Here is a 23,911-nt window from a genome sequence, read left to right as displayed (position 1 = left end):
GTAACTTGAACTGTTTATTTACATACTGCGCAATTCCCGCAGCGCGCACTTTCTCCTTTGAAACGCTTCTCTACGAGATCCTGCAGTCTATCTCTCAGGCGCGGGATACGTACATGCTCCAACACGCCGGCTGTAAATGCCTGCATCAGCATCAGTTTAGCAGCATCATAGCCTATACCGCGCGAACGCAAATAAAACAATGCTTCTTCATCCAATTGTCCGGTAGTAAGCCCATGCGAACATTTTACATCATCGGCATATATCTCGAGTTGTGGCTTGGCATACATATGCGCATTCGGTGAAATACAAAGATTGTTATTAGACTGATAAGCCATTGTCTTTTGCGCATCTTTTTCAACCAGAATACGTCCGCAGAAAGAACCTTTTGCTTCATCATCCAACACGTATTTAAACAATTGCGTACTTGTACAATGCGGCTTCGCATGGTCGAGGAATGCAAAATTATCGACATACTGCTGACGGTCGGCAATCACCATTCCGCACACATAGGCCTCGGCATGCTCTCCGTTTAACTTCACATTATAATTATTGCGGCTCACCCCTGTATTCAGCGTCAAATTATTTACAAGCACATTCGATGATTCTTCCTGATGAACGAAAGTATTTGTAAGGCTTGTTACCTTATCCGAATTCTCTTCCAGATTGTAATAGTCTACAATAGCGTTACGTCCTGCATATATTTCTGTTACCTGAGTAGACAGAAATTGCGATTCGTCTACCGTATGGTCGCAAACTAATAGCTTTACCTGTGTATCGTCTTCTGCAATGATAAGGATACGGCGGTTCACCAGATAGTTGAATTCACTTTTCAGTATGTTTATCAACTGGATAGGTTGCTCTATAATAACACCTTTCGGCACATAAATGACAAAACCATCCTGAGCAAACATCGTATTGAATGCTATAATACCGTTGTTATTTACATCGGCTATTTGTCCGTAATATTTAGAGAAAACCTCGGGCTTTTCTTTAGCAAATTGCTGCATACTACCCACAAATACACCTTTCGGATATTCTACTCTGGGTTTATGCTCTTCATGAAACAAATCGTTGAGTACAAAGTACAGATTTGTAGTCATATTCGGGATTTCACATCTGAATGCTACATACGGATTTCCGTTAAAAGGTACGCGGTTAAGATTCAGTCCGTAGTCCGGTAAAAATTCTGCAGAGACATCTATATACAAGTAATCTTCCAGCTTTTTAGTCGGAAAACCTTGTTTCCGGAAAGCTTCGAATGCTTTATCGCGAAGATTATTTAATCCCGGTGCAGATTTAGAATCAATCTTATCTCTGTACTGGTTAAATATATCGATATATTGATTTTCTATCATTCCTGAAATTCTTTAATAATCCAATCGTAACCTTTTTCTTCCAGTTCCAAAGCCAGTTCCGGCCCTGCGCTTTTTACGATACGGCCTTTATACAATACATGTACAAAATCCGGTTTGATATAATCGAGCAGGCGTTGATAATGTGTGATCACTACTGTTGCATTGTCTTTACGTCTCAGTTTGTTTACACCTGCCGCAACGATACGCAGTGCGTCGATATCGAGACCAGAATCTGTTTCGTCCAATATTGCAAGTTTCGGTTCGAGCATAGCCATCTGGAATATTTCGTTACGTTTTTTTTCACCGCCCGAAAAGCCTTCATTTACAGAACGTCCTGCAAGGTCTTTATCCAGTTCTACCAGTTCCCTTTTTTCCTTTATCATTTTTAGGAATTCCGATGCCGGAATAGGGTCTTCCCCCCTGTGCTTACGTATTTCGTTGAGTGAAGCGCGCATAAAATTAGTCATGCTCACGCCCGGGATTTCTACAGGATACTGGAAACTAAGGAATAAGCCCTCGCGAGCCCTCTCTTCCGGATCCATATCCAACAGATCATGACCTCTGAAATCTATTTCACCTTCTGTTACTTCAAAGTTTGGATTACCGACAAGTACCGATGCAAGGGTGCTCTTTCCGGCGCCGTTAGGCCCCATAATAGCATGGATTTCCCCTTCGTTGACTTCCAGACTCAATCCTTTAAGAATTTCCTTGCCTTCAACGCTGGCGTGCAAGTCTTTTATGTTTAATAAGTTTGCCATTATATTTTTATGTTGTTTAAATAAATAGTCTTAGTGGGTACTATCGTTTTTAACACTAAGAATCCTTATATGTTCAAGCCTTTTCGGCTTTCGGACACAAAATTAATAAATAAAAAATAAAATAGCCCGCTTCCGGCAGGCTATTAGTTATTTATTAAATCTATATCTCAATTACGGTTATCAGTTCCCCCAAAAGTAATCTTCATCATGACTGTAGTATGTAAGACTATCGATTGCTTTCATATAATGATTTAGTGGAACAAGAGCAGCCGTACAATTATATTCACGGGTCATATCTGCATTTACTTTGCTCTTTACCGGACATTTGAACCAATAGAGATTTTTAGCCATATAGCTATCGATATACTTCTCCTTAGTCTGTTTTGTTTCATTATTCCAGTTTGCTTCTTCATTAATAAAAAGTGGTTGTTCTTTAATTATGCGATTTCTTACTTCTTTAATACTTAACATATTACCATTTTCGTCTTTTACCCATGCATTGAATGTAGGGTCTATCCATAACCACTTTTTCAATGTTGTGGAATAAACCGAATTAATGACGTGACAATCCGGATCATCTTCTTTCTTTGGTATACAAGTGATAAAATTGGATTTAAATCCCATCGCTAAGTAGCACTCGTTAAGAAATATAGCCAAAGCCCGACAATTTATACCTTTGTCGTTCTCCTTTGCATATTCGTAAAATGCTATCGCTGTTCGTTCTTTAACATCAGGCATATTATTACCATCGTGCCTGATAAGGTTGTGCGACCATGTTAACAGATTCTTTATTTTAGATATTTCATCGCCGTTTCCTGCAATAGAATCCAGATTGAAATATTCTTTAATTTTTACTAATTCGGGTTCCGTAGATTCCTGATAAGAGAATACAGGCGGCTCCTTTGTATATTTTCCCGATTTTTGTAAAATATAGGTATAATCTCCTTTTTCGCGTATCGATTCCTGAGAATTTGTCTGTCCTTTTACTGCTATTGAAAAGATAATTAATAATAAAAAGATGAAGTGCTTTTTCATAATTTAATTTTTTGGTGGATTATGTTATGACGAAGCAACTCCTAAAATTGTTACATTTATAGCATTTTAAATTTTTAATTATTCTGCAGGAGTTCTTCAACTTTCTTTTCCAATTCTTTGCTTTCCATATTTTTGGCGGCAATAGCCCCGTCTTTGCCAATTAATAAAGTCTGCGGAATCATGTCTATACTGTATATTTTTGCAGCTTCACTCTCCCATCCTTTGAGATCGGATAAATTAGGCCATTCCAGCATATGTTTGTCCATGGCTGTTATCCAGTCTTTTTCATTATTATCCAGAGAGATACCCACTATTTCAAACCCCTTACCCTTATATTTTTTATAAAGCGCTTTTACATTCGGTATTTCAACAATACATGGTTTACACCAGCTTGCCCAAAAGTCTACCAGCACTACTTTGCCAGTGCCTGCATAATCAGATAATTTGTGTATTTTACCTTTAGCATCAGCCATTTCAAAATCAATAAACTTATTGCCGATTCTTATCTTCTTCAGTGCTGTGAGGCGTTTTTCTATATTATTCATACCTATAACCGATTTGAATACAGGCCCTGCATTATCAAACAGGTCTATCTTATCATCTTCGGAAAAAGCATAAAATATATCAAGGTAAACGAACGCCCCAGCCAGATTGTTTGAATTATTTCGGATAAGTTCTTTCGATTTATCCATAAATAATTCGAAAATAGAGTCATTTTCTGCAGTCATTTTTTGTTTTTGTTCATCATTCTCCGCATTATTTATTTTGCCCCATAGTTCTCTCATCTTCCTATTTTCTATAGTAGACCATTTTCTATATTCCTGTATAATATCACTTTCTGCATTTCCTTTTATTATTGTACTGTCTCCACCAAAAGTTATATCTATCACCGAATTATCAAGTATAAAAGTCGCATAATTCGAAGTGATTTGGTAATCAAATGATATAGTATACAATGCGGCTGTATCTTTCCTGCCTGTAAAGGAAAATGCATTGTTCTCGATAAGCACACTGTCAGTTATTTTTTTATCGGTTAATGTGTAATGACCATACTCCTGAAGATAAGCAAATTTACCGTTCAGTTCCGGATTGTTTATTTTTCCATTTATAAAATATTCTGCAGGCTTCTTATTACACGAAAATAAAACAGCTGTGAGCATTAAAAATAAAAATAGTTTTTTCATAGGATTATATTTTAGTCAAAGGTTTAGATTCCAAAGATATATGTTTTTTCAGATTAACAACTAAAAAATCAGATATATAAAAGTATAACGAAGTGATCCTTAAATTATAACATTAAAAAAGGCTTTTATAATAAATAAAAGCCTTTTCGGATATAATATTAATAATACTTATTCAAAAATCCATCTCTACCACTATCGGACAATGATCCGAATGATTTACATCACTTAATATTGCTGCACCATTTAATCTTGGTTTGGCTTCTTCCGAAATGATGTGATAATCGATGCGCCACCCGAGATTTTTCGGCCGTGCACCTGCCCGGTAGCTCCACCAACTATATTTTTCGGCACTTTGGTCGTACTCGCGGAACGTATCTATCAGTCCGGTAGCGATATATTCGTCGAACCATTGGCGTTCTTCGGGCAAAAACCCCGAATCTTTGGTATGACGTTCCGGATGATTAATATCAATCGGTTTATGACATATATTATAGTCGCCGCAAATAAGTATCTGTGGGCGTTCTTTTCGCAATTCGTTGATAAAATGTGTAAAATCTGCGAGGAATTTCATTTTTATATCCTGACGTATATCGCCCATAGTACCGGACGGTATATATACACAAATAACCGTCATATCACCATAATCGGCACGAAGCACCCTACCCTCTCTATCGTACACAGGCATATCCATCCCCGGTTTCACAAAATCTGGTTTGCGTTTAGTGACAATACCTACGCCACTATATCCCTTTTTCTCAGCGGAATGAAAATAATAATGGTAGCCAAGAGATTGTAGCGTTAATACGTCTATTTGCTCTTCCATAGCCTTTATTTCCTGCAGGCAAAGAATATCGGGAGATTCCCTTTCCAGCCATTCGTAAAGACCTTTATTTACAGCGGCACGTATTCCGTTTACGTTATATGATATGATTTTCATAATATTAATATGCTAATTAAATAATATGCCGATGTGCCAATTATAAGCATTGGCATATTGGCACATTAACTCATTAACTTTATGTTAGTTTTATCCCTTCGTTTTCAGCCGCTTTTACCTTCTTGAACAGGTCGGAGGCAAATACGAAATCATTGAAGTCTTTATTAGTTGAAGACATGACTTCCGCGCTTGTTCCCTGCCACTCCAGCAGGCCTTCTTTTATAAAGTTGATACGCTCACCGATACCCATTACCGAATTCATGTCGTGGGTATTTATTATAGTAGTTATTTCGTATTCTTTAGTAATATCGTGTATCAGTTCATCTATAACGAGCGACGTTTGCGGATCGAGTCCCGAGTTTGGTTCGTCACAAAACAGATATTTAGGATTAAGGGCGATAGCACGTGCAATTGCCGACCGTTTCATCATACCACCACTAATTTCGGACGGGTAAAGATGTCCCGAATCTCCCAGATTTACCCTTTCCAGACAGAATTGTGTACGTTTAGCCTGTTCTGCTTTCGTCATGTCCGAAAACATCATCAGTGGGAAGTTTACATTCTCGAAAACTGTCATAGAATCGAATAATGCCGACCCTTGGAATATCATGCCGACTTCCTGGCGCAGTGCTTTTACTTCGGCTGTTTTCATTTTTGTCAGGTCGCGTCCGTCATACAGGATTTGCCCGCTTGTAGGGCGCATCAGTCCGACAAGGTTTTTCAACAATACTGTTTTCCCCGAACCGCTTCGGCCTATTATCAGGTTCGTTTTTCCGGCTTCGAATATAATATTTATATCCTTGAGGACTTCCCTGCCGTCGAACGATTTATCTAAGTTCTTAACCTCTATCATGACATCATCAATTGAGTGATTAACAAGTCTGATATCAGCACAAGTATACTACTCATCACCACCGAATCGGTACTGGCCTTACCTACATCCAGAGAACCTCCCCTAGCCGAATAGCCATAGTATGAGGCCACAGATGCTATAATAAAAGCGAATACGATAGTTTTTACAATTGCATACCAGACATAAAACTCTTTAAAGAACGATTGCAGACCATACTGGAATGTATCGGCAGGCATTATCTGCCCAACTATACAGACCCCAAATCCACCGATAACCCCGAAGAACATACTCAATACTACCAAAACAGGAATGAAAGCCATCAAAGCAACGATTTTGGGCAATATGATATAGTTGGCAGAGTTTACACCCATTATTTCGAGGGCATCTATCTGCTCGGTGACCTGCATTGTACCTATTTCGGATGCTATATTGGAGCCTACTTTACCGGCAAGGATAAGGCACATAATGGTGGACGAAAATTCCAAGATCAAAATCTCACGTGATACATACCCGACAGTGTAACGCGGCATAAAAGGAGAATCGATATTCAGCTTTATCTGCACTACGATAACCGCTCCGATAAAGAATGATATTATTACCACAATCCAAATGGAGTTTACTCCCAATTTGCTCATTTCATCAAAAAACTGACGAAAAAACACATTCCATTTCTGAGGCTTGGTAAAAACCTTTTGCATAAGAAGTGTATATCGCCCTAATTTTTCTAATCCGGATGTCAACATATATTAATATTTCTTTTTGCAATAATAAAAATTCAGACAAAGATACATTTTTTTGACAGATGTCTGTTTGTATCTTTTCAAAATTTGCCTTATCTCTCTAAACAAAGATTCTTTATATTAACACAAATAAAGAGAATGCTGTTTAATCCGGATGCTTTTTTTTATGAATGATATATCATATGCTTAATGAATATGGTCAAGTTTGAATTCGTTAATTGATTTAAAATGAAATGATAAAGAACTTTCGCCTTGGTATATTGGGGGAAGTTTAATTCTTCTTACAACGAACCGAAAAAAGTTGTGTCTTAGAAACATCCTCCCTGCGCACTGTCGACCCATAGAGACTAAAACCCCGTGTCCATGCAGTATTACTTACCCCAACTACATCTGTCGATGCTTTTTGGGAAAGCGACCAGTAATCGCCATTTGCATAGCGGTCTTCCTGCCGCATTGGTCCCGATATCGGATTTTGATTGGTTTTGTAAGTTTTGATACGGCCTGCAAGCATTGCATTGAAGCCTCCCAAACGGGGTACCTTACTATAGTTTTTGGTTCCTAAAAGCCAATAGAACTCCTGTCCTTTAATACCGCATATTTCTTTCATAGCAGCACCATGCCCGAAATCACCATCCATAAGCCATGCGCCTCTTTCTCCGCTGGCTGTATTCCAGCCGGAACTCCATGCTGGTAATTTCGGCAGATTTTCATTTAACGTTTCCTGGTCGTATGTCGCATATGTGCCGATATTTTTATGTATTACTTCTTCCAATTGGCTCCATTCTTTATCTGACGGCAGATGCCAGCCATTCGGACAAATACCTTGTACGTTTCCCTGACTGGTGTTTCCTTCTTCTACATTTGCATTATCGACCGATTTCCTTCCGCTGGCTGCATACCAGTTATAGAAAAGTCCTTCTGTCTGTCTCCAGTCGTTAGGTTGTTCACTCCAGTTGGTGGAGCCTACGTCTACCCCCTCCGTCTGAGGATAGGCATATTTTGGATTCCCATTATCCTGATTTTGCACTTCAGTATTATTATATGGCGATAAAGCTTTGGTAGCATTGCTTCCCGTATCAAACTTCGTTGCTGCCAGATTTGTTATCATCCACCGTCCGGCGGTTCCAAACTCGGCTGAATAGAAGATCCTTCCGGACTGGTCGGTATGTTTTAGCACACCGGCCCCACTAGCCCATGGACCTGTTGCTCTCCCGACATCCGTCATTCCTTTCTCGTCATACAGGTCTGAAGAACACTGTACAAAATCTATCATAATGGGATAAAAGCGGACATTAACAGCTGTATCCTGAAAAGTCATAGTAGCCGCGACTTCACCGCGCGTTCTGTAATTAGCTGCCTGACTATTCCTTACAGGCTTACGATATACAATATCAGGCATCGCTCCGTTTGTTATCTCCTGCCCTCCCCGTTCGGGTACATTCATATCGGTAAAAACGTCAGAGAAATAATCTGTTTTAACAAGACTGGATTTCCATTTGGCATTTGACTGCAATTCCAGGTCTATACCGTCACCCCATTCAAAATTGGTGTTAACTGGCGTTATTAAAAGCCTGTAATGATTCGTTCCTGTGCCATACTGCCCACCGGTTTTAAAACTATATGACATTTGATTGAATGCCTCGTTATCTTTCTTTACCGTCAGTCTATAGTTTGTCTGATTCAACTTCACAGTCACTTTGTTTGCTCCATAACATTCATTGGCAGGCACCTCGAATGTAACACTTGTTTCCCGGCTTCTGAAAGGGTTACTTACAAATGGATTATCACTTGTTATTATATCAGACATATCTTGCAACTCATACTCAAATCTGGCGGGGCTTTTGGTAACCGGGTTAGCCCAACCTTCAGCATTAGTGTTATTAGCGAATTTCAATGCACCATCCGATCCCGGAGTTGAAGATGAAGACGGAAGTGATGTAATATCTGTTATTTTCAGATTTCCGCTGGATGGATATAACCAATTAAAATTGAGATTAAATTTATTTCCGCTCGGAAAAGATCGTAAATCTTTTCCACTAGGTAGATGATATAAGTATGTATTATTATCAATTTTTATAACATTCGGGTCGGTTAGAAGTATATTGGGTAACTGTAAGCTTTCTCCCACATCTATTAAAGGTTTCCAGGCCTTTCCATCCCAAACGTATGTACCTTGTCCAAAACCATTACACTTATTGAGATTATAAACAACAAGGCCTACATGTTTTTCATCCTGAGCCGATTTTAACGCACCGGCATATTCGCTGTTAGCAACTCCTGAACCAATTGCAGTTTCGAACATAGGAAATAAATTGTTTTCATTGGTCAATTTAAGTCTTGGCAATGCCAAGCCACGAGTAGAATTGGCTTTATCGGAAATCTCCTCTGTCTCCTTCAGATCAAGTAATGCGCCTTTATTTGCTTTAGTGTTTGAACCGATAGTTACTTGTGCAAAAGAAAATAATGGGTTTCCGCAAATAATAATTAAACCTAGAATTATTATATAGAATATTTTATTCATATATCTTCGCTTTGTAGCTCTTAGTAAACAATGTTTTCTCATATAGAGTTCAGTCTCCTAAGTAATTATATTTATCAAATTATACCTTTTTTACAGACTAACATGCCTAAAGAGTATCCTTAATGTTTGATAAAAAGAATCTGTGAAGATCTTTTACCAAAATCTAAAAATATAATTACTGTGAAATTTTAAGTTTGTTGGGCAATTAAAATATTTGTAGATTGCTCGCTCTGATACAAAGATATATTTTTTGGATTAAAATAAAAATATCTACACCTTTATTAAGTATTTAGAATCATCTTTTAACATGATCTCATTCAAACAATAAGAATCTTATATAATTAACAAAAAATATTGAGTGGTAAATAAAAAAAAGCATCTACAAATTTTCATTGTAAATGCTTTTTGTGACCACGGCAGGATTCAAACCTGCAACCTTCTGATCCGTAGTCAGATGCTCTATTCAGTTGAGCTACGTAGCCATTGCTTAATTGCGATGCAAAGGTAAAATAGTTTTGTATATTCTCCAAATCTGAACAGTGATTTTTCGAAAAAAAATCACCGAATCCGAGTCAGCACTTGATATTCAGTTCAATAAGAACGTTCCTGATTTGCTCGTATGTGGTGATGCGCGTCGGCACAAGCGGTAGACGCAGTTTATTTTCTATGTAACCCATCATATTGAGCATGCATTTTACACCTGCAGGGTTGCCATCGACAAATAAAAGGTTGAAAAGTTCATTGAAACTATGATGAATAGTTAATGCACTGCGATAATCCCCCTCGAGCGCCAAACGTGTCATTCTGCTAAATTCTTTCGGGAAAGCATTTCCTATAACAGATATTACCCCTATCGCGCCAAGCGTAATGAGTGGGAACGTGACGCCGTCATCTCCCGAGATAACATGGAAATGTTCCGGTTTGCGCTTGATGATATCATCCATCTGGGCCATATTACCGGATGCTTCTTTGATAGCTATAATATTGGGAAAATCGTTGGCAATGCGCAACGTAGTATCGGCTGTCATATTCACTCCTGTGCGTCCCGGCACATTATATGATATGATTGGTAGTGATGAAGCCTCTGCTATCGCTTTATAGTGCTGATAAATGCCCTCTTGAGACGGCTTATTATAGTAAGGCACAACGGACAGAATGCCGTCGATACCTGTAAAATCGTTCTTCTTTAGTTTCTCAACGATGGCACGTGTATTGTTACCACCTTCGCCCAGAATGATAGGAATCTGACCGTTCACACGGCTGACTACCGTTTCCACAATCTTTTTCTTCTCATCTTCGGTCAGTGTAGGTGTTTCGGCTGTAGTTCCCAGCACAACGAGATAATCGGTACCGTTTTGCAGTTGGTAATCAATAAGTCGGAGAAGTGCGTCATAGTCCACACTTTCATCTTCCTTAAAAGGAGTTATCAAAGCAACTCCCATTCCTCTGAGATTTATTCCAGACATAAAAATGATTCAAGATAGACTGTCTGTCCATTTCGAAAAGACGGCCTGTATTTTAATTTGTGCAAAATTACGAATTAATTTAATCCTCACCGTATATTGTTCAGGTAAAATTTAATCTGATTATACGTTTCCGGTAAATTTGCATTTTCTTCTTTCAGGATAATAAGATCGTAAACTTTAAAATCCAACTCTCTGATACCGATGCAGAATTCAGCGGTATTGTTAGCCAGCAGATATAATAAAGTCTTGTTGTTTTCTGTTGTCAAATCGAGCAATGTATCATAAGACAACTGCTTGAATTCTTTCACGATACGCGACGAGAGGCCAAACCAACGTGAAATATCCTTCTGCATGATGATATTCACTTCCTGAGGAAATATCGTATTGCCTGTATCTTTCATCAATGGCTGTACGGTCCACAGCGTGACCTCTTTTCCTTTTACTTTCAGATCTTCAACTATCTGCTTGATTTCATTATAATCATTATAATTGAAGAGAATCAGTATCTTTTTCATATTCCCCATATTATGGAAAACATGTTCACGCTTATTTTCCTTAAGCGCCGAGCTTATCTTTTTTTTGACTTTAAAACCAAACATATTACAAAATATATAAGAAAATAAATATCGTTTATTTTGTGGTGTAGTTCGTTCTATATTTATATTCCCCCGCCTAAGCAGGGGAATAGTATAACAATAGACTTTACAAAACAGTTTGAATTAAAGTCTTTAGGGTATATTATAATTTTCTCGCCCCGTCTTTAATGATCACATCATATACTTTAGGCTTGATCTTGAACTTCTGCTCGTAGCTTTCTGTAGCGCGTTTGATAAAGCCGTCGTGTAATTCATTCTTTACGAGGTTGATAGTACAGCCGCCGAAACCGCCACCCATTACACGTGAGCCTGTAACGCCGCATTCGCGTGCGATATCGTTCAGGAAGTCGAGTTCAGGACAACTTACTTCATATTTGCGGCTCAGGCCGATATGAGTTTCATACATTTTCTTACCCACAGTTTCATAATCTCCTTTTTCGAGAGCTTCGCAGGCATCCAGCAAGCGCTGTATTTCTTCTATAACGAATTCGGCACGGATATAATCTTCTGCGCTTACTTCGTTAGCCACTTCACGCAACATATCCAGATTAGCATCGCGTAGCAATTCCACTTCAGGATGATGTTTTTTGATAGCGGCAGCTACTGCTTCGCAAGACTGACGACGCTTGTTATAAGCCGAAGAAGCCAATTCGTGAGCCACACATGTATTAACAAGTACCAAGCGATATCCTTCCGGATTGAATGGTACATACTGATATTCTAAAGAACGGCAATCAAGGCGTATCAAAGAGCCTTCTTTGCCAAAGCATGACGCAAACTGGTCCATTATTCCGCACATAACTCCTACATAGTTATGCTCTGTGGCCTGTCCTATCAAAGCCAGTTCGAAGCGGTCGAAACCTAAATTATACATATCATTGATAGCAAAACCGAAACAGCTTTCAAGTGCAGCAGAAGATGACATACCGGCACCGAGAGGCACATCACCTGCGAACACGGTATCGAAGCCTTTTACGGTAGCACCTTTCTTTATCATTTCGCGGCAAACGCCATAAATATATTTTGCCCAAGATTTGGACGGAAGATCATTTTCTCCCAAACCGAATTCGGCAGATTCTTCAAGATCGAGTGCATATGCTCTTACTTTATCTGTTCCGTTGGGCTTGATTGTACAATACATAGCTTTGTCGATTGCGCCGGGCAAAACGAAACCGCCGTTGTAGTCAGTATGTTCTCCGATAAGGTTTACGCGTCCGGGTGATGTGTATGTAACGCCATCAGCACCGTAAAGAGATGTGAATTTTTCTTGAATTGCTTTCAATTCCATGGTTGTTATTATTTAGGTTTATAAAAAATGAGTTAATGTTTTATTTTATCATTTCGAGAAATGCATCCTCGTTAATTATGGTAATTCCCAATTTTTCTGCTTTTTCCAGTTTCGCGGGCCCCATATTATCTCCTGCCAGCACATAATTTGTTTTGGCAGATATTGAGCCGCTGTTCTTTCCGCCGTTTTGTTCTATCATGGCTTTATATTCGTCACGCGAGTGTTTTTCAAACGTACCGCTGATAACTATTGACAATCCGGTTAATTTATCTGTCCTTTTAGAAATAATATCTTCACTAAGTTCAAATTGTATGCCAAATTCTTTCAGTCTGTTTATGACCGTAAGATTATTCTCATCATTGAAATATTTGACGATACTTTCCGCTATTCTGTCACCGATTTCATCTACCTGTATAAGGTCTTCTACACTTGCAACCATCAATTTATCAATACTTGTAAATGCCATTGACAGTTTTTTCGCAACAGTCTCTCCTACATAACGGATACCGAGGGCAAAAAGTACTCGCGGATAAGGAACATTTTTCGAATTGAGAATACTATCCGTCAAATTTTTTGCACTCTTTTCTGCCCAGCGCTCCATTCTGGATACATCCTGCCAGCGCAATGTATAAAGATCGGCTATATTCCTGACCATATTTGCATTATAGAGATGTTCCACAGTTTCGGGACCACATGATATATTCATAGCCTTGCGTGTACAAAAATGCTCTATCCGCCCTTTTATCTGGGGCGGGCAGGCCACTTCATTCGGACAGTAATATACGGCTTCACCTTCATCTTTTACTAAGTGTGTGCCGCATTCCGGACATATTTGTGTAAAGATAACCTTTTCGTCGAAAATACCACGCTTTGCTACATCAACACCTGTAATTTTGGGTATGATCTCCCCACCCTTTTCTACATATACCTGATCGTTGATATGCAGATCGAGTTGGTTTATATAATCTTCGTTGTACAATGATGCGCGTTTAACGGTAGTTCCCGAAAGCTTTACAGGTTTGAGGTTTGCCACCGGAGTGACAGCCCCTGTCCTACCCACCTGATATGAAACGGATTCGAGTGTTGTAACTGCTTTTTCCGCTTGAAATTTAAAGGCGATAGCCCAGCGCGGAAACTTGGAAGTATACCCCAGATTTCGTTGCTGTGTGAGTGAATTTACTTTTAGTACGATGCCGTCTGTAGCTACAGGCAGGTTTTTACGCTCGATATCCCATTTATGTATGAAAGCAAAAATATCATCCAATGTTCTGCATTTTTCCATTGCACCGGATATCTTAAAGCCCCACTCTTTTGCTTTCATCAGGTTTTCATAATGCCCGTCGGTCGGCAGATTTTCACCTAACATATAATATAGATAAGAATCGAGTTTTCGCGAAGCTACAATTTTAGGGTCTTGCTGCTTCAATGTTCCCGAACCCGCATTTCGGGGATTGGCAAAAAGCGCTTCTTCCTGTTCGGCGCGTTCTTTATTCAGTTCGTCGAAGACAGACCACGGCATCAATATTTCACCGCGTATCTCGAATTCGGCAGGATAATCATTCCCTCTTAGCTTTAAAGGTATACTGCGTATCGTGCGTACATTGGCCGTCACATCATCACCCTGCACTCCGTCGCCGCGGGTTATTGCCTGAGTGAGTTCGCCGTCAATATATGTGAGGGATATGGAAGTACCGTCGTATTTAAGTTCGCATACGATTTCAAAATCATCGTTCAAACCTTTCTGTACACGGTTATAAAAATCAGTAACTTCACTTTCGGTATAGGTATTACCCAACGATAGCATCGGATATTTGTGAACGACCTGCTTAAATGATTTATTTATATCGCTTCCCACACGCTGTGTAGGCGAATTCGGATTGAAATATTCAGGATAGCGGGTTTCCAGATCAGACAGTTTCTTTAGCTTTTTATCAAATTCAAAATCGGAAATCGTAGGGGTTGAAAGTACGTAATAGTCATAATTATGTTTGTTCAATTCTTCCCGTAGAGCATCAATCTGTTGTTTTATCTGGTCCATTCTTAATGTTAAAAGTGTGAATACAAATATAATAAGAAATAGGTTTAAGAAGTAAAAAATTAGCTATTTTTCAGATTTGGAATATATCTGAAAACCTCTATGGATAATAAGTGGCATAGTATAAAAGACTTATACTTTCTCTATCTCTCATATTTTCTTTTTCGATATACAAAAATACTACCCATAACTATTCCCATAAAGAGAATAGGTAATGCGGTATTCATAAGGGCATATTTATCTCTTTCTTCAAAAGCCTTCTTTTTATTCAATATATATAGACGTTGTTGCTTTGTTCGTAGTTTCATCAGCCCATCGTCATCAGTCAGCCAGTTCACCGCATTAACGATAAAATCGGGGTTGCCGAATTGCTGCTGCGATACCTTATCATAGCCCATTGGTAAAACCATGGTATCCTGCCCTTTTCCCTGCAGCTGGTTGCTGATAATATCGGACGATGACACGAAGATCATTTTCGTATTTTTGCTTTGGATAATTGTTTTATAGCCTTCCGACTGAATACTATCCGGTATCGTCCTGTTTACGAACACCGATGTAAAATTGCCTTCGAGGCTTACTGCTGTTGGTATAAACTGCTGATTGAAATAATCAGGTATATTCTGGATACGTTCTACATCGAAATCGATTACTTCCGGCACTTGGAGTAGATGCGTATTCTGTGAGCTTGTAAGCAAAACACTTTTTTTTGTAGTATTCGAATTGTTTAGAATATCTATAGAACTGGCAAATCCACCTTTCACATCCCTTATATTTTTTGTTACCGGATTATCGGCCGACGGGATAAACAAAGGCTGGAAAAAGCTCGGCAATACAGTTCCAGTCTGTGTTTTTTCATCTGTAATCAGATAGACGGAAATACATTGCCTGTCTTGTATAAGGTCAGGATTGATACGTACTCCATATGTAAATAGCATGTCATCCAGATTGAGATCGTTCTTCATACTTGCCGATCGTCCGGTTGTCGCTAAATCCTGATGCGAATAGTAAACGCCGTCGATGAGCCATAATACTTTACCACCACGCATAATATACTGGTCGATAATATACTTTTCCGCCTCACTGTACTTCTGCAAAGGCCCCGCAATAATAATAGCAGCAAAATCATCTAATATGCCTAATTCAGTTCCTATTTCACCACGGTTGACCGAGTAATATTTCGAAAGTAACCTTTCGGCATCGTAAACATAGCTTCTCGGCAATTCGTCATGCCCTTCTATAAATGCTATAGTTTTTACCGTATCCTGATTAAGCAGGCGTATCGCATCTATAAATTCAAATTCAAGACTTTCAACAGAAGCGTTCAGATTTTCTTCTGCCGTATTGCCTGCAACATTTTTCAATAGAGAAACAACCAAGGTATCGCTTCCGTTGGTTACTTGCGCATAAGGGAAAATCATTTTCCGGCTGGCCTTTCCTTCCCTATCTACTTCATTGAGCATAATGCTGTGCATGCCTTTATTGGAAAAAGATTCACGGATATCTTCTATAGAAGCTCCTTGTTGATACGGATTTTTAAAGTTTATATTAATGTTCCCATGAGCTACACTGTTGAAGTCAGCCAATAAATTATTTGTAGCATTTCTTAAATGCTGGAAGCCATAGTTAAGATCACCGTCTAAATAGACTTCGATGTATAATTCTTTTTCTTTATTTATATCATTCAGTATCTTTCTTGAAAAATCGCTTAAAGTATAGCGTTTATCAGAAGTAAAGTCGATTCTGAGATTCGGTAGAAATAGAAAAATAACATTCAGAATCAATATTGTTACTATAAAACATAGCGTCATTGTTTTCTTTTTCAGGCTCAGAATAATAATTGATGCAGATATAAATACTAACAGATAATTGACAACCGTAAATATCTCCGACAATCCGATTACACCGCGCTGCATTGATTTATAATGCTGTAACAGCCCTATTAAAGAAACAGCTATCTGTACTTTTCCCGAAAGAAACAAACCTGCTGCCAAATCGAAACCGTAAAAAGAAAACAGACACAGAAATACAGAGATAATAAGGGCTACTATTTGATTCTTGGTAATGGCGGAGCCGAATAAACCTATAGATATAAATACATTAATAATTAATATCAATGAAATATAGGAGGCTGTTATGGCAGCTAAATCGACATTTCCTATAGGATTCGATAATTGCTGCAATGAACAAACGTAAATGACCGTAGGCAGAAGAGTAATCAGTATAAAAATCAAAATGGCTACATATTTACTAAAATATACAGCCGGTATATTTACAGGCCTTGATCTTAAGATATCGAAAGTTTTATTTTTCTTTTCTTCGGCGAACAACCGCATCGTCAATGCAGGGATAAGTACGGCAAAAACAGGTGCTGCAAGGCTGAAAAACCTTTCCAGATCGGCATATCCGCCATCTATAATATTGTACCTGCCATCGAAGAACCATAGCATCATTCCCATGATGAGATAGAAAGCCAATGCAAAAAAAGCACCTGCCGCAGAACAAAAAACCGACTTAAGTTCTTTCAATACTAAAGCTTTCATATATCTTTGTAAGAGTTGATTACAATTTTTATGACAAAACGCGCAATAAAGATAGTTATTTTATTTGTTCTTCTGATTACTATTCTTCTTGGTGGATGGCATATGTACAAAAGGCTGGAGGGTAACAAACGCTCCTTCGATACAAATATATATGAATATGTTTCACCCGAAGCTTTAGAAGTGATAAATATAAACAGAGCATTCAATCTGGAAAAATTTTATGCGTATGACTGCTCTTTTTCTCCTTTGACTGATGCCCTAGGGCAGAATGTTTCATATCCTCTGGTATTGTCTAAATATAATGACGGTTATAGATTGCTTGTTACTAAAGTGACTTATGAACAGGAGCAAAAAATCAGATCCCATATTGAAAATAACATCGCCCTGCCATTTCCTCCACGTATAATTAAATATGAAGACTGCAATATTTACATTTATACTGTAGCGAATGATAAATTTCTTGTGTGCACATATTATAAGGGGTTATTTGCTATCAGTGATCATTACAAGATAGTTGAAAATATAATTGATACTAATCCCGAAGATTCATTTTTCGCCAAAGAAGAGGATAAAGAATTTATTGAAAAAGTACGGGACAGCTCTCCGGTTAGTATTTACTTGAAACTGTATAAAGAAATTTTGGCTCTGGACTACAGCATACATAACGATACTATAAAAACAGAAGGCTATCTGCTGAACAGGAATAACAAAGACACTATTAAGGACCTTAAAACCATACCATATATGATACATTCATCAGACAGTATATGTGTAGAAAGCTATGAAATATCGACAGAAACCAAACCTGCAACCGTTAAAATTTTATTAAACAAAATATATTAAGTTTGTGTTCTAAATGTGAACATAGTATAAACAACTAAAATATATAAAAAATTATGGCGGTTTTAAAAGAACTTAAAGATTTCATGATGCGCGGCAACGTGGTCGATTTGGCTGTCGGTGTCATTGTCGGTGGAGCATTCGGTAAGATTGTATCATCCTTGGTAAGCGATATTATAATGCCTCCTATAGGAGTACTTCTGGGTGGTGTGGATTTCAGCGACCTTAAATTTGTAATAAAAGGTGCGGTCGGTGATACTGCTGCTGTAAGTATCAATTACGGTACTTTTATACAAACAGTTATTGATTTTGTAATCATATCTACTGCTATTTTCTTTGCAATAAAAGGCATGAATGCATTGCATTCCAAAAAACAAGCAGAACCTGCAGCACCTCCTGCACCGAGTAAGGAAGAAGTATTACTAACTGAAATTAGGGATTTACTGAAAGAACAAAATACGAAACAATAAATAATTATAATAGTAAATACTGACACACAATACAAACAGACTACTATGTTGAAGAGAATACTTATTTTATCATTAATAGCATATGTGCTATCTTTTTTCGGTTGCGGTAGTGTTCCCGTTACCGGACGCAAACAATTAAATCTGGTGTCGAACAACGAAGTGCTGGCGCTCAGCCTTCAGCAATACGGTGATTTTATAAAATCTGCTCCTATTTCTACCGATCAGGTAAATACCGCTATGGTAAGAAAGGTAGGGCAAAATATAGCCAATGCAGTAGTTACCTATTTGCAGAACAATGGTTATGCAGATCAGGTAAAAGATTACAGTTGGGAATTCAATCTGGTGAAAAGCGATGAAGTAAATGCATTTTGTATGCCGGGAGGTAAGATTGTAGTGTATGAAGGCATATTGCCTTATACACAGAACCAAACCGGACTGGCAGTAGTAATGGGTCATGAAGTTGCCCACGCTGTAGCCAAACACGCCAACGAACGTATGAGCAACCAGATAGCCGCCGAGTATGGCACTTCCGCATTGGGAAAGGTACTCGATGGGAAATCTGTTGCTGTACAAAAAGCAGGTGCCGTAGCAATAGGCTTGGGAGCGCAGTATGGCATTCTTTTACCATATTCTCGTAAGCAGGAGCTTGAAGCAGACCAATTGGGATTGATATTCATGGCTATGGCCGGATACGATCCTTCGGCAGCAGCAGCTTTCTGGCAACGTATGTCCCAGAAAGGCGCTGGTACTCCCGAATTTATGAGTACGCACCCTTCTGATGAAACACGCATCAAGCAGATTCAAAAAGATTTGCCTGAGGCTCTGAAATATTATAAGGGAACTCCGGCAACGCCCAAGACAAACTCAGCTAAAACATCTGAAAAGTGGAGTTTTTAAAAGAAATAAAATAAATATGATAAAGGTTCGGATTAACTTCGAACCTTTTTTATTTTCCTAAGATTTTATCTATTGTCTTTATTATGTCTTCAATATCCGATTTGTTGGTATCTATAGCAACACTTCCTTCATTATAAGGCTGGTATTTTATAATATCGGTTATCGAAAACAGGCCGACGACAGGAGTCTGTGCAGCACTCGCCAGATGCATCATTCCACTGTCGGCTCCGATAAATACTTTTGTATTATTAATGAAAGCAGTAATCTCCCGCAGGTCTTTACTATAGTATGCCGGTGCTTTAAAATCTATTTGTGATACATTTTCTACAGGCAGTACTTCGAGAATATTATATTCTTTGCCATATTCTTTACAGAATCTGTCATATACCGGCAACCACCATTCCTTCGAATAACATTTGGCTCCGGTAGCAAATGTGTATATAGCAATTGTTTCTTTATTCTTATCAGTCAGACTATCCAGTATTTCTTTTCCTTTGGCAATTTCAGAATCGCTTAATTTTATATTTAATGTCGGTATAGGTTTATCGATATCTATATTTTCAAAGCCTGATTTTATAAGATAATTGCGAAAATTATATACAGGGAATTTGGCTTTATGTTCGTAATCGTCATATTTCGCCTGTAGTTCTTCATCAATGTCATTGAAAAATTTAAACCTGCCATTTGCAAACTGAGTAGACAATCTCCCCGAAGAAGAATTCTTATCCATGTTCAGCACCATATCGTAGCTGTATTTCTTCAGGGAAAACCACACTTTTATATATTTCAATAGTTCCTTGAATGGCTTTTTAGGCAATCTGATTATCCTGTTTACATTTTTATAGTTTTCGAAAAGTATAGGAGCTATCTGCCCTCTTACAAACAAATCGATTTCGCATTCGGGAAAAACATCAATAATTTCCTGTACTAAAGGAGTTATAAGCAATTGGTTCCCCAAACGGCTGTTAGGTCTCGATACCAACACTTTTTTTATATTGGTATTTGTAAGATCATTATTACTGGAACCTGACACAATACGCCCTATATTACGTGTAAGACCACGCATTATAGCCCTGCGTTTATCATTTATATATATCTTAAAACTCATGCTCCCCTCTCTTCAAAAATGATTGAAACAAATATATGGATTCTCAATCAAAAATAAATAATAACATCTTAATTAATCTATCAATATTTTAAGTTGACCAAATTGTTAATTTTTAAGATTTAATAAACATTTATCTAAAATGAGATGTTCTTTAAGTCAAAAGAATGAGAGAATTCTTTTTTAGAAGAGATAACAAATTATGTAAACAAACCTTGCGGTATGAAATATTTTAAATCATTATTATTAATGTCAACATTGCTGTTACTTTCAGCTTGTAGCAGTGTACCTCTTACCGGGCGCAAACAATTGTCATTGGTATCCAATCAGGAAGTTATGACATTAAGCCTGCAGCAGTACGACGAATTTATGAAGGATGCAAAACTCTCTACTGATGCTGCCAATACAGCTCTGGTAGTTAAAGTTGGAAGAAATATAGCGAATGCAGTAGAAACTTACTTAAAAAATAATGGTAAGGGTGATTTGATTGCCAGCTATTCTTGGGAATTCCATCTGGTGAAAAGCCCTGAAGTAAATGCATTCTGTATGCCCGGAGGAAAGATTGTAGTATATGAAGGTATTTTACCATATACACGCGACGAAACGGGGCTTGCAGTTGTTTTGGGACATGAAGTATCGCATGCTGTTGCACGACATGCAAATGAAAGGATGAGCCAACAACTCGCCTCACAGTTAGGCGGTGTGGCACTGGGTGTGGCTATGAGTAACCAAAAACAAGAAACTCAGGAAATGGCAATGGCAGTATATGGTCTTGGATCACAAGTGGGAATATTATTACCATACTCACGTAAACAAGAATCAGAAGCCGATCATCTGGGATTGATATTCATGGCTATGGCGGGATACGACCCTCGCGAAGCTCCGGTTTTCTGGGAAAGAATGGCACAACAGGGAGGAAAGACTCCGGAACTTTTAAGTACCCACCCTTCCGATCAGACTCGCGAAAGAGATTTGCAGAAAGAATTGCCGGAAGCATTGAAATATTATAAAGGTCATGGACAAGTGAATACAAATTCACCTAAAACATCCACTAAATGGTCTTTCTAAAAAGAAAATAAAAGTAGCACCACATACTTGTTTTAAAGGGCGTCGGAGATTCCGGCGCCTTACCTTTTACTTTTGAAGTCTTCAATAACTCTCAGTAAGCGGTCGAGCGAACTTATATCATAGCGTAAGTCGAAGCGTATATGATTAAAATCGAGTTTGTTCACTACACGTATAGTAGCATTGTATTTCTTCGTATACGATTTACCCACTAAGCGGTATATATTATCGAGGTCTTTGGCCGGATGCACCCTCGACTGGGCATCGATAGCATACGGGTCGAATCCTAACCGTTCTTTAATAAAACGACCTTTCAGGCGTTTATCTATTTTCTTCAAATGGTTGGTTTCGGCTAGGAACCACGCCTCTATTTCGTGTACGGCAATAATAATATCGAAATACTTTGTACTGTCTTTAAGATGATTTGGGAGAAAACGCAGGCCTTTTTCCAGCTTTTCCAGATCATCGAGCGGTATAGGATAAAGATCGCGCAGGCCGATAATCATTTCGTAATCGTTTTTGCGCAGAGTTTCTATATTATCCAGTATTTCAGATTTCACCCTGTTATCGGAACCGCAATCGAAAATAAGTACTTCATATTTCGGATTTTTTGAGAATGCAGAATTCCTCACAATTTCCACTTTAGGTATATTCACCCCACCGCGAAACTGCTTCTGAATAATATTTACGTACTGTGTTCCAAGGATTTCCCTTATTAAGCGATTCACGAAAATCTGCTCGGTCTGTCCTTCAACAAAAAAAGCGATTCGTTTCATCCCTCATTTTCCTCGTCTATAACACCAAATCCTTTTTTATAAAAGTCTGTGGATAAGAAATCAAAATTGTTTAGTCCTGTATATTTGAAATCATCGAAAGTTTCTTTCGAATTGGTATAATCATAGAATATCGATTTAGTGCTTTCCCTGTCTATTATCGACCAGTAACGAAGCGATATCTGATTCATGACATTCCTGTCGTTGGATGTCATAAAAAATTGCATATTGGATTTGTTGACTTTACGTATCACCTGATCCATCATCTTTTTGGAAGCATCGAAATCCAATCCTTCGCCCATATCATCTACAAGCAGGCAGAAAGACAGATCGCTCATACGGGCAAAACCGAGCATAATAAGTAAGGATAAGGCCCTGAACATGCCCTGCGACATTTCGCGCTGGGAGACCACATATTCCCCCTCCTCTTCGATATACAAGCCATATCCGTTAGCAGTTTCTTCAATGTCTATATCGGAAATATCATATCCGAGTTCGTGCATTCCGGCTTTAATTTCCGAGATGAATGTGTCGCCAAAGAGCTTTCGTCCTCTGTAGAAAGTATAAATCAGAACATCGGGATCGTCGGGATCCTGTCCTTTTTCAACCTGTGTATAATCCTTAACCAATCGTTTCTTTTCCGCCTGATTGGCAAAAAGGTAATTTTTAAGGGATTCGCCCCATGTGACAAAGTTTTCAAAATAGGGCTTGTTATCTGCATCGCATAATGCTATCGCAATCTGCCCGTCGGCCAGTGTAAAATCTACATTTTCGCCTTCAGCATTGAGAAGTATCTTTTTATTTCTGTTTAATAGAACCTTATTATTTAGCGTCAGTATTTCCTCTGTGACAATTCTGTTTTTAAACGACAGTTTGTAATTATATCTGTTATTCTTGGTATCGGTAAATACCATATCGAATATTTCGGACGGGCTTATGGCGTGTTTAAGGTCTTTCTTGCCTGAAAGCAATTCTGCTATTTCGCGTATCACATTCAATGTACGGCTTTTACCTGATGCGTTTTTACCTACGAGCAAATTTATGTTTCCGAAATAGGCATAGTTTTTCTTACTGCCTACTATGCTCCATTCGCGCGGCTCGCCTACATAACGTGTATATTTTAGTGCACTTAGTATCATGTATGCAAATGTTTAGTATATGATTTTAGTGTGCTTACTCTTTCCTAATTCAAATATACATCTTTTTCAGTAACAGAAGAACTTTTTATCAGGGATTGGATAATGCCTGTACATATTTATATAAAAAAATCGAATCAGTATTTCAAATTAATTATAAAATTCTTTTTCGACTTCACTACGCTCCGTCTAAATGTTCATTTTGGCATTGTCCAAAACGAACCAAAAAGCTAGTGCTTCGTTCCTCGGCGACCCACAGACGGTTTGCCGGCTGAAAGTGACAAATGGGCTAACGCCCTGTCCCTTCTACGCCATCT

20 protein-coding genes and 1 tRNA gene are annotated in these 23,911 nt (G+C 38.4%); 4 read left to right on the top strand and 17 right to left on the bottom strand.

Features of this window, described 5'->3' with window-relative positions; translation table 11 throughout:
- Positions 1-14 precede the first annotated feature (14 nt).
- From sufD to gldG, 14 genes are all read right to left on the bottom strand, one after another.
- The gene (gene sufD / locus K348_RS0100450) at positions 15-1,355 is read right to left on the bottom strand and encodes a Fe-S cluster assembly protein SufD (protein ID WP_029901853.1); all 1,341 of its coding nucleotides are present in this window, start codon (positions 1,353-1,355) and stop codon (positions 15-17) included.
- Positions 1,352-2,113, bottom strand: coding sequence for a Fe-S cluster assembly ATPase SufC (sufC, locus tag K348_RS0100445; protein WP_029901852.1), 762 nt, complete (start codon positions 2,111-2,113; stop codon positions 1,352-1,354). Before sufC ends, sufD begins: the two co-directional genes overlap by 4 nt.
- Before the next feature lie 180 nt (positions 2,114-2,293).
- Positions 2,294-3,148 (bottom strand): hypothetical protein, encoded by an 855-nt coding sequence (locus K348_RS0100440; protein ID WP_051697443.1) that lies wholly within the window; start codon positions 3,146-3,148, stop codon positions 2,294-2,296.
- A 74-nt stretch (positions 3,149-3,222) separates the two neighbouring features.
- Positions 3,223-4,332: a TlpA disulfide reductase family protein gene (locus K348_RS18660; protein WP_081852476.1), complete on the bottom strand. Its 1,110-nt coding sequence runs from the start codon at positions 4,330-4,332 to the stop codon at positions 3,223-3,225.
- Between the two features lie 172 nt (positions 4,333-4,504).
- Positions 4,505-5,269, bottom strand: coding sequence for an exodeoxyribonuclease III (locus K348_RS0100430; protein ID WP_029901846.1), 765 nt, complete (start codon positions 5,267-5,269; stop codon positions 4,505-4,507).
- 79 nt (positions 5,270-5,348) lie between these two features.
- Positions 5,349-6,122: an ABC transporter ATP-binding protein gene (locus K348_RS0100425; RefSeq protein ID WP_029901844.1), complete on the bottom strand. Its 774-nt coding sequence runs from the start codon at positions 6,120-6,122 to the stop codon at positions 5,349-5,351.
- On the bottom strand, positions 6,119-6,862 hold the full coding sequence (locus tag K348_RS0100420; RefSeq protein WP_369793886.1) for an MlaE family ABC transporter permease: 744 nt from the start codon (positions 6,860-6,862) through the stop codon (positions 6,119-6,121). The genes K348_RS0100425 and K348_RS0100420 overlap by 4 nt, the downstream gene beginning before the upstream one ends.
- A gap of 271 nt (positions 6,863-7,133) precedes the next feature.
- Positions 7,134-9,383: an FISUMP domain-containing protein gene (locus tag K348_RS0100415; protein ID WP_029901841.1), complete on the bottom strand. Its 2,250-nt coding sequence runs from the start codon at positions 9,381-9,383 to the stop codon at positions 7,134-7,136.
- Between the two features lie 408 nt (positions 9,384-9,791).
- A tRNA-Arg gene (locus K348_RS0100410) sits at positions 9,792-9,865 on the bottom strand.
- Between the two features lie 90 nt (positions 9,866-9,955).
- Entirely contained in the window at positions 9,956-10,849 is an 894-nt protein-coding gene (gene dapA / locus K348_RS0100405) for a 4-hydroxy-tetrahydrodipicolinate synthase (RefSeq protein ID WP_029901839.1), read from the bottom strand.
- Between the two features lie 86 nt (positions 10,850-10,935).
- Entirely contained in the window at positions 10,936-11,364 is a 429-nt protein-coding gene (locus K348_RS0100400) for a hypothetical protein (RefSeq protein WP_231496720.1), read from the bottom strand.
- 223 nt (positions 11,365-11,587) lie between these two features.
- Positions 11,588-12,733, bottom strand: a complete 1,146-nt coding sequence (galK, locus tag K348_RS0100395) for a galactokinase (RefSeq protein WP_029901835.1) — start codon at positions 12,731-12,733, stop codon at positions 11,588-11,590.
- Between the two features lie 40 nt (positions 12,734-12,773).
- Complete coding sequence (gene ligA, locus K348_RS0100390) at positions 12,774-14,771, bottom strand: NAD-dependent DNA ligase LigA (protein WP_029901833.1); 1,998 nt, start codon at positions 14,769-14,771, stop codon at positions 12,774-12,776.
- Positions 14,772-14,911: 140 nt separating this feature from the next.
- A complete protein-coding gene (gene gldG, locus K348_RS0100385; protein WP_029901831.1) occupies positions 14,912-17,308 on the bottom strand; it encodes a gliding motility-associated ABC transporter substrate-binding protein GldG in 2,397 nt (798 codons plus the stop codon).
- Between the two features lie 30 nt (positions 17,309-17,338).
- On the opposite strand from gldG, the gene K348_RS0100380 reads away from it, so the two are divergent.
- The 3 genes from K348_RS0100380 to K348_RS0100370 are packed head-to-tail and all read left to right on the top strand — an operon-like array spanning position 17,339 to position 19,515.
- A complete protein-coding gene (locus K348_RS0100380; protein WP_029901830.1) occupies positions 17,339-18,151 on the top strand; it encodes a hypothetical protein in 813 nt (270 codons plus the stop codon).
- A 53-nt stretch (positions 18,152-18,204) separates the two neighbouring features.
- A complete protein-coding gene (mscL, locus tag K348_RS0100375; protein ID WP_029901829.1) occupies positions 18,205-18,618 on the top strand; it encodes a large-conductance mechanosensitive channel protein MscL in 414 nt (137 codons plus the stop codon).
- 45 nt (positions 18,619-18,663) lie between these two features.
- Entirely contained in the window at positions 18,664-19,515 is an 852-nt protein-coding gene (locus K348_RS0100370) for a M48 family metallopeptidase (RefSeq protein WP_029901828.1), read from the top strand.
- A 49-nt stretch (positions 19,516-19,564) separates the two neighbouring features.
- Here the strand turns inward: K348_RS0100370 and K348_RS0100365 are convergent, their stop codons facing one another.
- The gene (locus tag K348_RS0100365; RefSeq protein ID WP_029901827.1) at positions 19,565-20,623 is read right to left on the bottom strand and encodes a glycosyltransferase family 9 protein; all 1,059 of its coding nucleotides are present in this window, start codon (positions 20,621-20,623) and stop codon (positions 19,565-19,567) included.
- 246 nt (positions 20,624-20,869) lie between these two features.
- Here K348_RS0100365 and K348_RS0100360 point away from each other — a divergent pair, with 246 nt between their 5' ends.
- Positions 20,870-21,688, top strand: coding sequence for a M48 family metallopeptidase (locus K348_RS0100360; RefSeq protein WP_369793880.1), 819 nt, complete (start codon positions 20,870-20,872; stop codon positions 21,686-21,688).
- Between the two features lie 59 nt (positions 21,689-21,747).
- On the opposite strand, the gene K348_RS0100355 is transcribed toward K348_RS0100360, so the two are convergent.
- Entirely contained in the window at positions 21,748-22,461 is a 714-nt protein-coding gene (locus K348_RS0100355) for a DUF4276 family protein (protein ID WP_029901825.1), read from the bottom strand.
- A complete protein-coding gene (locus tag K348_RS0100350) occupies positions 22,458-23,597 on the bottom strand; it encodes an AAA family ATPase (protein WP_029901824.1) in 1,140 nt (379 codons plus the stop codon). Before K348_RS0100350 ends, K348_RS0100355 begins: the two co-directional genes overlap by 4 nt.
- Positions 23,598-23,911 lie beyond the last annotated feature (314 nt).

Source organism: Prevotella sp. 10(H) (assembly GCF_000711235.1).
In the GTDB taxonomy this organism is placed as follows: domain Bacteria; phylum Bacteroidota; class Bacteroidia; order Bacteroidales; family Dysgonomonadaceae; genus Dysgonomonas.
Note: the sequence above shows the minus strand (reverse complement) of the source record. Positions and strands in the feature narration are given on the sequence as shown.

Coding starts and splice junctions, on each gene's coding strand:
- gldG (WP_029901831.1), bottom strand. CDS start 17,308: ATGAAAGCTTTAGTATTGAAAGAACTTAAGTCGGTTTTTTGTTCTGCG.
- K348_RS0100370 (WP_029901828.1), top strand. CDS start 18,664: ATGTTGAAGAGAATACTTATTTTATCATTAATAGCATATGTGCTATCT.
- K348_RS18660 (WP_081852476.1), bottom strand. CDS start 4,332: ATGAAAAAACTATTTTTATTTTTAATGCTCACAGCTGTTTTATTTTCG.
- K348_RS0100400 (WP_231496720.1), bottom strand. CDS start 11,364: ATGAAAAAGATACTGATTCTCTTCAATTATAATGATTATAATGAAATC.
- mscL (WP_029901829.1), top strand. CDS start 18,205: ATGGCGGTTTTAAAAGAACTTAAAGATTTCATGATGCGCGGCAACGTG.
- K348_RS0100425 (WP_029901844.1), bottom strand. CDS start 6,122: ATGATAGAGGTTAAGAACTTAGATAAATCGTTCGACGGCAGGGAAGTC.
- K348_RS0100365 (WP_029901827.1), bottom strand. CDS start 20,623: ATGAGTTTTAAGATATATATAAATGATAAACGCAGGGCTATAATGCGT.
- K348_RS0100380 (WP_029901830.1), top strand. CDS start 17,339: ATGACAAAACGCGCAATAAAGATAGTTATTTTATTTGTTCTTCTGATT.
- K348_RS0100360 (WP_369793880.1), top strand. CDS start 20,870: ATGTCAACATTGCTGTTACTTTCAGCTTGTAGCAGTGTACCTCTTACC.
- K348_RS0100430 (WP_029901846.1), bottom strand. CDS start 5,269: ATGAAAATCATATCATATAACGTAAACGGAATACGTGCCGCTGTAAAT.
- dapA (WP_029901839.1), bottom strand. CDS start 10,849: ATGTCTGGAATAAATCTCAGAGGAATGGGAGTTGCTTTGATAACTCCT.
- K348_RS0100350 (WP_029901824.1), bottom strand. CDS start 23,597: ATGATACTAAGTGCACTAAAATATACACGTTATGTAGGCGAGCCGCGC.
- galK (WP_029901835.1), bottom strand. CDS start 12,733: ATGGAATTGAAAGCAATTCAAGAAAAATTCACATCTCTTTACGGTGCT.
- sufD (WP_029901853.1), bottom strand. CDS start 1,355: ATGATAGAAAATCAATATATCGATATATTTAACCAGTACAGAGATAAG.
- K348_RS0100415 (WP_029901841.1), bottom strand. CDS start 9,383: ATGAATAAAATATTCTATATAATAATTCTAGGTTTAATTATTATTTGC.
- sufC (WP_029901852.1), bottom strand. CDS start 2,113: ATGGCAAACTTATTAAACATAAAAGACTTGCACGCCAGCGTTGAAGGC.
- K348_RS0100355 (WP_029901825.1), bottom strand. CDS start 22,461: ATGAAACGAATCGCTTTTTTTGTTGAAGGACAGACCGAGCAGATTTTC.
- ligA (WP_029901833.1), bottom strand. CDS start 14,771: ATGGACCAGATAAAACAACAGATTGATGCTCTACGGGAAGAATTGAAC.
- K348_RS0100440 (WP_051697443.1), bottom strand. CDS start 3,148: ATGAAAAAGCACTTCATCTTTTTATTATTAATTATCTTTTCAATAGCA.